The organism is Roseateles sp. GW821-FHT09G03, assembly GCF_059416045.1.
Genome location: NZ_JBWKOK010000010.1, coordinates 193,902 through 205,073, shown reverse-complemented (window position 1 = coordinate 205,073; position 11,172 = coordinate 193,902). Strand labels below are relative to the sequence as shown.

The 11,172-nt window shown below is 66.3% G+C and carries 10 protein-coding genes; 5 read left to right on the top strand and 5 right to left on the bottom strand.

The features are described from left to right. Positions 1-872, bottom strand: an 872-nt coding sequence (locus AC07OZ_RS27665) for an AMP-binding protein (RefSeq protein WP_495470235.1), incomplete at its 3' end; no start/stop codon positions are given. A gap of 279 nt (positions 873-1,151) precedes the next feature. Between AC07OZ_RS27665 and AC07OZ_RS27660 the strand changes: the two genes are divergently transcribed. Further along, positions 1,152-2,693 (top strand): methyl-accepting chemotaxis protein, encoded by a 1,542-nt coding sequence (locus AC07OZ_RS27660; protein WP_495470234.1) that lies wholly within the window; start codon positions 1,152-1,154, stop codon positions 2,691-2,693. Positions 2,694-2,696: 3 nt separating this feature from the next. Here the strand turns inward: AC07OZ_RS27660 and minE are convergent, their stop codons facing one another. From minE to minC, 3 genes are read right to left on the bottom strand one after another with little or no spacing between them, the layout of a single operon-like run. After that, positions 2,697-2,960 carry a cell division topological specificity factor MinE gene (gene minE, locus AC07OZ_RS27655; RefSeq protein WP_088403459.1) on the bottom strand — a complete coding sequence of 88 codons (264 nt, stop codon included), beginning with the start codon at positions 2,958-2,960 and terminating at the stop codon, positions 2,697-2,699. Positions 2,961-2,977: 17 nt separating this feature from the next. After that, entirely contained in the window at positions 2,978-3,790 is an 813-nt protein-coding gene (minD, locus tag AC07OZ_RS27650; protein ID WP_297526444.1) for a septum site-determining protein MinD, read from the bottom strand. A gap of 50 nt (positions 3,791-3,840) precedes the next feature. Continuing rightward, on the bottom strand, positions 3,841-4,764 hold the full coding sequence (minC, locus tag AC07OZ_RS27645) for a septum site-determining protein MinC (RefSeq protein ID WP_495470233.1): 924 nt from the start codon (positions 4,762-4,764) through the stop codon (positions 3,841-3,843). 960 nt (positions 4,765-5,724) lie between these two features. Between minC and AC07OZ_RS27640 the strand changes: the two genes are divergently transcribed. The 4 genes from AC07OZ_RS27640 (at position 5,725) to AC07OZ_RS27625 (ending at position 10,048) form a co-directional block, all read left to right on the top strand. Beyond that, complete coding sequence (locus AC07OZ_RS27640; protein ID WP_495470232.1) at positions 5,725-6,717, top strand: bile acid:sodium symporter family protein; 993 nt, start codon at positions 5,725-5,727, stop codon at positions 6,715-6,717. A 96-nt stretch (positions 6,718-6,813) separates the two neighbouring features. After that, positions 6,814-8,859 carry a methionine--tRNA ligase gene (metG, locus tag AC07OZ_RS27635; RefSeq protein WP_495470231.1) on the top strand — a complete coding sequence of 682 codons (2,046 nt, stop codon included), beginning with the start codon at positions 6,814-6,816 and terminating at the stop codon, positions 8,857-8,859. Between the two features lie 69 nt (positions 8,860-8,928). Further along, positions 8,929-9,132 carry a DUF3460 family protein gene (locus AC07OZ_RS27630; RefSeq protein ID WP_331614960.1) on the top strand — a complete coding sequence of 68 codons (204 nt, stop codon included), beginning with the start codon at positions 8,929-8,931 and terminating at the stop codon, positions 9,130-9,132. Between the two features lie 40 nt (positions 9,133-9,172). Next, a complete protein-coding gene (locus AC07OZ_RS27625; protein WP_495470230.1) occupies positions 9,173-10,048 on the top strand; it encodes a segregation and condensation protein A in 876 nt (291 codons plus the stop codon). Positions 10,049-10,139: 91 nt separating this feature from the next. Here AC07OZ_RS27625 and AC07OZ_RS27620 read toward each other — a convergent pair whose 3' ends face one another. Next, complete coding sequence (locus AC07OZ_RS27620; RefSeq protein ID WP_495470229.1) at positions 10,140-10,880, bottom strand: response regulator; 741 nt, start codon at positions 10,878-10,880, stop codon at positions 10,140-10,142. Positions 10,881-11,172 lie beyond the last annotated feature (292 nt).

Sequence of the window (11,172 nt, the reverse complement as noted above, 5' to 3'; positions counted from 1 at the left end):
GGAACAGTGGGCAACGATTCAATCCAGCGATGCTCTCGTCCCTTGGAGCTTGAAAGGAACCATAGAACCTCGAACAGCTCGTAGAGCGACTTCCCGTCCAGGTGCGGTCCGGGCAGCACCAGCTTGCAACCGACCAGCGCCGTGCTGTAGGGCAGGCCCCACGCGTTGACGTGGAACATCGGCACCACCGGCAGGATCACGTCGCGGCGCGAGGACGCCATCGCGTCCGGCAGCGCCGCGCCGTAGGCATGCAGGACCGAGCTGCGGTGGCTGTAGACGGCGCCCTTCGGGTGGCCGGTCGTGCCGCTCGTGTAGCAGATGCTGGAGGCGGTGTTCTCGTCGAACTCGGGCCAGACGTAGTTCCCGTCCTCGGCGTTCACGAGGTCCTCGTAGCAGCGCAGGTTCGGGATCGAGGACTCCGCCGGCATGTGGGCGCGGTCGCTCATCAGGATGAAGTGGCGCACCTGGCCCAGCTGCGGCGCGATCTTCTCGACCAGCGGCAGGAAGGTCAGGTCGAAGCACAGCGCGCGGTCGTCGGCGTCGCCGGAGATCCACGCGATCTGCTCGGGGAACAGGCGCGGATTGATCGTGTGGCAGACCAGGCCGGAACCCGACGTGCCGTAGTAGATCTCGAGGTGGCGGTGGCCGTTCCAGGCCAGCGTGCCGACGCGTTCGCCGGGCGTCAGCCCGAGCCGCGCGAAGGCCTGCGCGAGCTGCCGGGCGCGGAACTCGACCGCGGCCCAGGTGGTGCGATGCAGGTCGCCCTCGACCCGCTTGCTGACGATCTCGGTATCCCCGGAATGGCGCGCCGCATGCTGGATCAACGATGAGATCAGCAAGGGCATCGACATCATCTGGCCCATCAGTGCCATGTCGTCTCCTGGATATTTTTGGCCGGTGCCTCTCGGCTGCCGGGCCGCGCGGGACGCGGTCCGACAGCGCACGGGCGCCTTGATTTCGGCTGTTCGAGTCAGTCTATCGACCACCCCGACCGCCTCGCGTCACCCTAGTGACGCGGCGGCGTTTCAGGCATAGGGGATTACACGGGACCGTGGCGGGCGGAAGCTCTCTTGGCAGCGTCACGAAGCGATGCTCAGAATCGGTGCGTCCAGATCCTTTCATCGAAAAACCAGAACCTCCAGGAGACAGCGATGCGGCTCAACGACCTTCCCCTGACCAGCAAGCTCAACGGCGCGATCGTGCTGTTGATCGTGGCGATGCTCGTGGTGGGCATGTTCACGCTCTGGCGCAGCGATCGCATCACGAGCGAGTCCACGGCGGCGATCAACGACGCGCAGGACATCATCCGCAAGTCCGTCCAGTGGCAAGGCATCACGCAGACGGCGGTGGCGCGCAGCATGGCCAGCGCGATCAGCTCGGACCCGGCCGTGGGCGAGCTCTTCAAGGCCAACATCGCCAACGACGCGCCGGAGGTGGCCAAGCTGCGCGAGCAGATCGCCGCCGAGGCCAAGCGCCCGGAGGACCAGGCCAAGCTCAAGGAGATCGTCGGGCTGGGGCAGACGCTGCTCGCCGCGAGCAAGAAGGCGCGCGAAGCCGGCGCGGCCGGCGACTGGAGCGCCACCAGCCGCATCGTGCAGAACGAGTACGTGCCGTCGGTGAAGGTTTACCTCGAAGCGATCGGGCAGTTCGTCGCGATGCAGGAGGGGCACGCGGAGGAGGCGCGCCAGGCCGCGGCCGGCGCGCGCACGGCGCTGCGCTGGCAGGCGGGATTGGGCGCCGTCGTGATCGCGGCGGTGGGGCTGTTCACCGCCTGGCTGCTGAGCCGCGCGATCGTGACGCCGATGGCGCAGGCAGTGAAGGTCGCGGAGGCCGTCGCGGCCGGCGATCTGCGCTCGGAGATCCGCGTCGACAGCCGTGACGAGACGGGGCAGTTGCTGGGAGCGCTCCAGCGGATGAACGAGAGCCTCACCCGCATCGTCGGTCAGGTGCGGATGAGCAGCGACTCGATCGCGACGGGCACCGGCGAGATCGCCAGCGGCAACGCCGACCTGTCGCAGCGGACCGAGGAGCAGGCGGCCAACCTGGAGCAGACGGCGGCGTCGATGGAAGAGCTCACCGCGACGGTGAAGCAGAACGCCGAGACCGCGCGCACGGCGACCCAACTGGCGCAGAGCGCCTCCGCAGTCGCGGCCGAAGGCGGCCAGGCGGTGCAGCAGGTGGTGGCGGTGATGCACCAGATCAACGAGAGCTCCCGCCGCATCACCGACATCATCGGCACCATCGACGGCATCGCCTTCCAGACCAACATCCTGGCCTTGAACGCGGCCGTGGAGGCCGCGCGTGCCGGCGAGCAGGGACGCGGCTTCGCCGTCGTGGCCAGCGAGGTGCGCGCGCTGGCGCAGCGCAGCGCGGCGGCGGCCAAGGAGATCAAGACCTTGATCAGCGACAGCGGCACCCGGGTGGAGGCCGGTACCCGCATCGCGGGCTCGGCGGGCGAGACGATGGGCCAGATCGTCGACCAGGTGCAGCAGGTCTCGGTCCTGATCGCGGAGATCAGCAACGCGAGCGCCGAACAGAGCCAGGGCATCGACCAGGTCGGCGATGCCATCACGCAGTTGGACCAGGTCACGCAGCAGAACGCCGCGCTCGTCGAGGAATCGGCCGCGGCGGCAGAGAGCCTGAAGCAGCAGGCTGCCCAGTTGAACCAGGCGGTCGCCGTCTTCAGGCTGTGAGGGTCAGAGCTTGCGGCCTTCGGGCAGCTCGATCTTCACTTCGAGGACTTCGAGGTCGTCCTGGCGTTCCATGTGGACCTTGATGTCGTCCGGGTTGATGGAGACGTACTTCGAGATGACCGCGAGCAGCTCACGCTGCAGTTGCGGCAGGTAGTCGGGGCTCGCGCCGCGACCGTTGCGTTCATGGGCGAGGATCAGCTGCAGGCGCTCCTTGGCAACGCTGGCGGTGCTTTTCTTTTCGCCCAGGAAGAAGGACATGAATCCCATGGTCTCTCCCTCGGGTGTCAGCGGCTGAACAGACGCTTGAAGAAGCCCGGCTTCACGGCCTCGACGAAACGCATCGGCTTGTCCTCGCCCAGGAAACGGGCGATGACGTCGGCATAGGCCTCGGCAACATCCGTTCCCTTCATGTGGATGGCCGGCAGACCCTGGTTGGAGGCCTGCAGCACCACTTCGCTCTCCGGGATCACGCCGATCAGCGGCGTGCGCAGGATCTCGTGGATGTCCTCCAGCGACAGCATCTGCCCGCCCTCGACCCGGTTGGGGTTGTAGCGCGTGATCAGCAGGTGCTCCTTGACGGGCTCCTTGCCTTCGATCGCCCGTTTGGTCTTGCTGTTGAGCATGCCCAGGATGCGGTCGCTGTCGCGCACCGAGGAGACCTCGGGGTTGGTCACCACCAGCGCCTCGTCGGCGTAGTGCATGGCCATCAGCGCGCCCGTCTCGATGCCGGCCGGCGAGTCGCAGACGATGAAGTCGAACTCCATCGCCTTGAGCTCTTCCAGCACGCGCTCGACGCCCTCCTGCTTCAGCGCGTCCTTGTCGCGCGTCTGCGAGGCCGCCAGGATGAAGAGCTTGTCCAGCTGCTTGTCCTTGATCAGCGCCTGGCTGAGCTTGATCTCGTCGTTGATGACGTTGATCAGGTCGTACACGACGCGGCGCTCGCAGCCCATGATCAGGTCGAGGTTGCGCAGGCCGACGTCGAAGTCGATGACGGCCGTCTTGTAGCCGCGCATCGCGAGGCCGGTGGCAAAGCTGGCACTGGTGGTGGTCTTGCCGACGCCGCCCTTGCCGGAAGTCACCACAACGATCTTGGTCATGGGGCTAGGTCCTTTTTTTCAGAGTGTCTGGTGGGGGATGGTCCGCGGGCTCAGGTGCCCAACGGCTCCATCAGCAGCTTTTCGCCGTCGAGCCGGACCTGCGCCGCCTTGCCGCGCACGTTGTCCGGCAGCGGGTTCTCGCTGGTGCGGTAGATGCCGGCGATGGCGATCAGTTCGGCCTCGAGCTGCTGCGCGAAGATGCGCGCGTCGGTGTTGCCGCGCGCGCCCGCGATCGCCTTGCCGCGCAGCGGCGCGTAGACGTGGATGCTGCCGTCGGCGATCACCTCGGCGCCGTGGTTCACCGCCGCCAGCACGACCAGGTCGGCGCCCTTGGCGTAGACCTGCTGGCCGGAACGCAGCGGCTTGTCGACGTAGACGGTCCTGGACTCGGCCGGCACCGGGACTTCCACCGGCCGCTCGACGACGACTTCCTTGATCACCTGCTGGACGACCTTCTCGACGCGGGGTTCGCGGGATTCACGCTCGACGCGCGCCGGCAGGTCGGGCGCCTCGGCCAGACCCAGTTCAGCCGCCTGCGCCAGTTCCGCGGCATTCGCGCCGACCACGCCGACCGGCTGCAGACGGTGACGGCGCAGCAGCGGCAGCACCGCGGCGATGTCCACGCGGGCGACGGGCTCGGCGGCCTCGTCCGCCGTGTCGACCAGCGTCCCGGCTTCCAGGCTCAGTTGTCCCTGGCCATCGATGGCCTCAACCGGCTCCGCGCCCTGCGTCGCCTCCTCGACCGCCTCCGCCACCACCGGCAGCTGGCTCAGGTCGAGCAGCAGCGGATCGTGGTGGAACGCGTCGGGCGTCTCGCCCAGCTTGGCCTGGAGCTCCGCGTCGAGCGCGGCCGGATCGGCCGTCTTCAGGACGAGGGAGAGCAGGCTCAGCGAGGCGCTCTTCAGTTCAAAAAGTTCCGGGGTCTTGCCAGCGCCCGACCGCCCCGAGGTATTGCCCGCCACTGCCTGCGTCATGAAAGAAATGAGGAATGCGTTTGCAAAGTCGCGATTTTAGCGGTGCGCCGAGGCCCTCCCTTTAGGGGCCTGCCCGGCCCGCACGGTGCCGACACCCGCCAGACACCATCACGGACCTGTCATGTCCCGCCGAAGCGTCGTCACGGATCGGTCGTTGACTGCCTCAATTTTGAGCAAACCACCGGAATACCGGTCGTGACAAGCACTTGCAAGCGTCATCGCCAAGTGACACACATGCTTGTCCACAGCGGCGGGGGATAGATCCTCCGTGCGGAGGGACGACAGCGCTACCGTCCGGTCGCCTCTTCCGGCGTCATCGGAGGGTTGTCAACCCAAAATTCGAGGATGCGGGGCTTGACTTATCCCCATTCAGCCGCTCCACCGGTCCCGGGGACCCCGCTGCTGCATCGCAGCTGCTCGTTTTCCCGGGACGCCGCCAAGTCATTGATTCATATGGCGCGATTTCGCTTGCCCGGAAATGAGGCACGGAACCTCGGGAGTCCGTCGATCAAGGGTTTAGAGCAATCCCCGGCAGGTTTCCCACACAGTTATCCACAGTCTCGGTGGATAGCTTTCCGGGGTCTTTGAAATCAAGCATTTAGCGCGTTTGCTTGAACCGCAGGACGAGGTCGGACACCCCTTCGACGGGGTGTCGAGGGGGTGTCTGGACGCTGCGACAGACCACCGGACCGTTACAAGTCCAGTCGCATCTGTCGATCGCGGGCTCGCTCGCCCGTGCGAATGCCGTCATGAATGCACCAGGCCGCGTCACGAATCCGACATCCGGGGCGACCAGCGTTTCAGCACGAGGCGAAATCGGCGCAGCGGCAAGGCCGATGACAGGTGGGCAAGTCACGGTCCCGCTAGAGTGCCGGCCTTGTCCCTGTTTCTCCCCCGTTTTTCCCCCGTTTTTTCCCGATGGTTGTGACGTGCCGGCCGAGCGCCGGCGAAAGGTTGGCGATGGGCATCCGGTCCTGGCTCCGCAAGGAGTGGTTTCTGCTGGCACTGGTCGGCGCGGTGGCGTTGGCCAGCTTCTGGCCCGAGCTGGGCCGCAGCGGCGGATGGCTCCGGCTGGAGGTCGTCAGCAACTGGGGCGTGGCGCTGGTGTTCTTCCTGACCGGGCTGGGCCTGTCCGCCGCGGCGCTGCGCGACGGCGCGCTCAAGTGGAAGGTCCACGTGCTGGTGCAGCTCAGCACCTACGCGCTCTTCCCGCTGCTGTGGTGGGGCTTCAGCGCCCTCTTCGGCCGCTGGCTGCCGCAAGACCTGGCCCTGGGCTTCGCCTACCTCTGCGCCCTGCCGTCGACCATCTCGTCCTCCGTGGCGATGACGGTGCTGGCCAAGGGCAACGTGCCGGCCGCGATCTTCAACGCCAGTGTCTCCAGCCTGCTCGGCATCGTGCTGACGCCGCTGCTGGTGGCGCTGATGGCCGGCACCAGCGGCGCGACGCTGCCCTTCGGCGAGGCGGTCTGGAAGCTGACCCAGCTGCTGCTGCTGCCGCTCGTCGCCGGCCAGCTGCTGCGCCCGGTGCTGCTGGGCTTCTACACGCGCCACAAGTCGCGCATCACGCTGATCGACCGCTGGGTCATCATCCTGCTGGTGCTGTCGGCCTTCAGCGACTCGGTGGCCTCGGGCCTGTGGCGCGACCACGGCGCGGAGCTGCTGGTCAAGGCGGCCCTCGGCGCGGCGCTGTTCCTGGCCGTCGTCATCGTGCTGAGCCGTCTGGCGGCCCGCGCGATGGGTCTGTCGGTCGAGGACGAGATCGCCGCCGTGTTCTGCGGCTCCAAGAAGACGCTGGCCTCCGGCGTGCCGATGGCCAAGCTGCTGTTCGGCGCCCATCCTGCGGTCGGCGTGATCGTCCTGCCCATCATGTTCTATCACCAGCTGCAGCTGATCCTGTGCTCGTGGCTCGCCCAGCGTTACGCGGCGCGCCCGACGCCGCCTTCCGGCGCCTAAAATGGCCGGTTCCCCCCGCGCGACCGCATGGCCCATCCAGGCTCCGGGCGCGGGGAGAAGAACCGCAGCTTCACAACAAGCCGCCTCCTCAGCGCCATGACACGCAAGATCTTCGTCACCACCGCCCTCCCGTACGCCAATGCGAATTTCCACATTGGCCACATCATGGAGTACACCCAGGCCGACATCTGGGTGCGCTTCCAGCGGATGCAGGGCAGCGAGGTGCACTTCGTCTGCGCCGACGACGCGCACGGCGCGCCGATCATGATCGCGGCCGAGAAGGCGGGGAAGAGCCCGCAGCAGTTCGTCACCGACATCGCGTCGGGCCGGCAGCAGTACCTCGACGGTTTCCACATCAGCTTCGACAACTGGCACTCCACCGACGGCGCGGAGAACCACGAGCTGTCCAAGGAGATCTACAAGTCGCTGCGCGCCAACGAGCTGATCGCCGTCAAGACCATCGAGCAGTTCTTCGATCCGCAGAAAGCGATGTTCCTGCCCGACCGCTTCATCAAGGGCGAGTGCCCGAAGTGCGGCGCGAAGGACCAGTACGGCGACTCCTGCGAAGTCTGCGGCGCGGTGTACACGCCGACCGAGCTGAAGAACCCGTTCTCGGTGCTGACCGGCGCGACGCCGGTGATGAAGAGCTCCGAGCACTACTTCTTCAAGCTGTCCGACCCGCGCTGCGTCGAGTTCCTCGAGCAGTGGACGCAGGCGCCCGGCCGCCTGCAGCCGGAGGTGCTCAACAAGATCAAGGAATGGTTCGCCAAGGACGAGGACGGCAAGGGCGGCCTGGGTGACTGGGACATCAGCCGCGACGCGCCCTACTTCGGCATCGAGATCCCCGACGCGCCGGGCAAGTACTTCTACGTCTGGCTGGACGCGCCGATCGGCTACCTGGCCTCGCTGAAGAACTACTTCGGCAAGACCGGCCGCGACTTCGACGCGTTCATCAAGGACGAGTCCACCGAGCAGATCCACTTCATCGGCAAGGACATCACCTACTTCCACACGCTGTTCTGGCCGGCGATGCTGCACTTCAGCGGCCGCAAGACGCCCAACCACGTGTTCGTGCACGGCTTCCTCACTGTCAACGGCGGCGAGAAGATGTCCAAGAGCCGCGGCACCGGCCTGGATCCGCTGAAGTACCTGTCGCTGGGCATGAATCCGGAGTGGCTGCGCTACTACCTGGCGGCCAAGCTCAACAGCAAGGTCGAGGACGTCGACTTCAACCCCGAGGACTTCGTCGCCCGCGTCAACTCGGACCTGGTCGGCAAGTACATCAACATCGCCAGCCGCGCGGCGGGTTTCCTGTCCAAGCGCTTCGGCGGCCAGTTGTCGGCCGATGTCGGCGTCGAGGGCCGCGCGCTGCTGGACGGCCTGCGCGCGCACAAGGGAACGATCGTCGAGCTCTACGAGACCCGCGAGTTCGGCAAGGCGCTGCGCGAGATCATGCTGCTGGCCGACCGCGTCAACGAGTACGTGGACCAGAACAAGCCCTGGGACCTCGCCAAGCTCGAGGGCAAGGACCAGGTGCTGCAGGACGTCTGCACCGTCTGCATCGAGGCCTTCCGCCTGCTGTCGATCTACCTGAAGCCCGTGCTGCCGGCGCTGGTGGCGAAGGTCGAGGCCTTCCTGCAGGTCGCGCCGATGACCTTCGTCGACGCCGATCGCGCGCTGGGCGCGCACAAGATCGGCGGCTATGAGCATCTGATGCAGCGCGTCGACCCGAAGCTGCTGGAAGCGCTGTTCGAACCGCCCGCGCCGCCCAAGGTCGTTCCCGGCGGCGAGGAACTCGCGCCCGAGATCAAGATCGACGACTTCGCCAAGGTCGACCTGCGCATCGCCAAGATCGTGAAGGCCGAGCTGGTCGACGGCTCGGACAAACTGCTGCGCCTGACGCTGGACGTCGGCGAGGGCCGCCTGCGCAACGTGTTCAGCGGCATCCGGAGCGCCTATCAGCCGGAGCAGCTCGAAGGCAAGCTCACGGTGATGGTCGCCAACCTGGCGCCGCGCAAGATGAAGTTCGGCGTGTCCGAGGGCATGGTGCTGGCCGCCAGCCATGCGGACGAGAAGGCGAATCCCGGCATCTTCGTGCTGGAACCCTTCCCGGGCGCTCAACCTGGCATGCGCGTTCGCTGAGCACAGGCTCCGACGACACCGACCGCCTAGAATCCCCCCAGTTTTCGAACACTCGATCAAGAGACGACCATGCCGCTGTTCTGGAAGAAGTACGAATCCGAAGCCACGCAGTTCATCAATGAACTGAAGGCCAAGAAGCCGACGCTGGAAGCTGAACAACGCGCCGGCCGCGCCCTGCTGTGGGACCGCGAGCAGGACCGCCAGGCGCAAGCCGGCTACAACGACGCACGCGTGTCGCAGCAGGCCTACGTCTACCAGACCAAGTCGGAATAAGCCGGACCGCGATCCGCTTCGCGCCATCGTCGTTCCCCGCGTGAGCAACGCAGACGACCACCGCGACACCGCCCTGACGCTGCCGGATCCTCCGGCGGATCAGGGCGGCGATGCTTCCACGCCCGAAACGGTCGACCATGTCGCCGTCGCGCGGCTGTACGGCGAACCGCTGTTCGACATGCCGCAGGACCTCTACATCCCGCCGGATGCGCTCGAGGTCTTCCTCGAGGCCTTCCAGGGGCCGCTGGACCTGCTGCTGTACCTGATCCGCAAGCAGAACTTCAACATCCTCGACATCCCGCTGGCCGAGGTCACGCGGCAGTACCTCAGCTACGTCGAGCAACTGCGCAAGCACAACCTCGAACTGGCCAGCGAGTACCTGCTGATGGCCGCGATGCTGATCGAGATCAAGTCGCGGATGCTGCTGCCGCCCAAGAAGTCCGAGGACGGCGGCGAGGTCGAGGATCCCCGCGCGGAACTGGTCCGCCGGCTGCTCGAGTACGAGCAGATGAAGCAGGCCGCGCTGCGACTCGATCAGATGCCGGTGCTGGGGCGCGACTTCCTGCGGGCGCAGATCCACATCGAGCAGTCGCTGGCGCCACGGTTGCCGGACGTGCACGTCGACGACCTGCGCGCGGCCTGGGCGGACCTGATGCGCCGCGCCAAGCTCAACCAGCATCACAAGATCTCTCGCGAGCAGCTGTCGGTGCGCGAGTACATGTCGCACCTGCTGCGCCGGCTGCAAGGCGAACGCTTCGTGGAGTTCGAGGACCTGTTCGAGCTGGACAAGGGCTCGCAGGTGCTGGTCGTGTCCTTCATCGCGATGCTCGAACTGGCGCGGGAGCGCCTCGTCGAGATCACGCAGGCCGAAGCCTTCGCGCCGATCTACGTGCGGCTGGCCTATTCGCCGAGCTGAGCACCGCCACGTCACCTGCCATGCAAAACGCCGGGTCGAACCCGGCGTTGTTCCTTGAGCCAGAGCACGTGGCCTGGCGCGACACTTGGCGTCAGCGGAAGGTCGTGAACGCGGCATTCGGCTGCCGCTGGACCATCTGACCCACCGCCAGCACGGCCTGCGTGCGCGAGCTGACTCCCAGCGCCTTCAGCACCGCGGCGACGTGGTCTTTGATCGTCTCCACCGACACGCCCAACTCGCGCGCGATGATCTTGTTCGGCTTGCCTTGCAGCAGCAGCGCCAGCACATCGGTCTGGCGCGGTGTCAGTTGCAGGCTCTCAAGCCCGGCCGTGGTCTGGTAGCCGGCCTGGCTGGCCAGCGCCTGGACCTGATGCAGCTTGGCGTTGCCCGACGCGGCCTCGGCAACGGCAACCGGCTCCGGTTCCGGCGCCACATCCGACCCCAGCGACATCGGCGGCACGTAGATCCCGCCCGACATCACCAGCTTCAGCGCCTGCGCCAACACGTCGTTGCCCGTGCGCTTGGGGATGAATCCCATCGCGCCCTGGTCGATCGCGCGGATCACGTCACTCGCGCGGTCGGAGGCGGAGATCACCACCACCGGCAGCGACGGGTATTGAGCGCGGAACTCTTCCAGCACATCGAATCCGCTGGCGTCGCCCAGGTTCAGGTCCAGCAGCACCAGATCGAAGTCCTGGCGCGATTTCAGTGTGTCGCGGGCCTGAGCCGCACTGTCGGCGCCCAGCACCTGCACGTCTTCTCCCAAGCCTTGAATCACAGTCTGCAGCGCGGCCAGGATCAGCGGGTGGTCGTCGATCAGCAAAACCCTCACGGGTGTCTCTCCTTGGATGGTCGGACTTCGACGAGGGGAGACTCCCCACCGGCCGCACCGAATAACTTTCGAATCAGGGCGCGATCATAGGCGGGCGCTTCCGGACAGGCACTCCCCCTTACGGTGGCATCTGAAACAGTAGAAAGTTCTATTGGCAAACTGACATTTTTGTATTCGCACATCGTGGTATCGGCGTGTGAAGGCCGTCCGTCGAGTGTGTCGATGGAAAATGCCAGCGTCTGAAATGATGGAAATGCCACCCGCGGGCGACAAACGCCCATCCTCGGCTGGC

Excerpts from the sequence above, each read along its gene's own strand:
- metG (WP_495470231.1), top strand. The coding sequence starts at position 6,814 with ATGACACGCAAGATCTTCGTCACCACCGCCCTCCCGTACGCCAATGCG.
- minC (WP_495470233.1), bottom strand. The coding sequence starts at position 4,764 with ATGACGCAGGCAGTGGCGGGCAATACCTCGGGGCGGTCGGGCGCTGGC.
- AC07OZ_RS27630 (WP_331614960.1), top strand. The coding sequence starts at position 8,929 with ATGCCGCTGTTCTGGAAGAAGTACGAATCCGAAGCCACGCAGTTCATC.
- AC07OZ_RS27660 (WP_495470234.1), top strand. The coding sequence starts at position 1,152 with ATGCGGCTCAACGACCTTCCCCTGACCAGCAAGCTCAACGGCGCGATC.
- minE (WP_088403459.1), bottom strand. The coding sequence starts at position 2,960 with ATGGGATTCATGTCCTTCTTCCTGGGCGAAAAGAAAAGCACCGCCAGC.
- minD (WP_297526444.1), bottom strand. The coding sequence starts at position 3,790 with ATGACCAAGATCGTTGTGGTGACTTCCGGCAAGGGCGGCGTCGGCAAG.
- AC07OZ_RS27640 (WP_495470232.1), top strand. The coding sequence starts at position 5,725 with ATGGGCATCCGGTCCTGGCTCCGCAAGGAGTGGTTTCTGCTGGCACTG.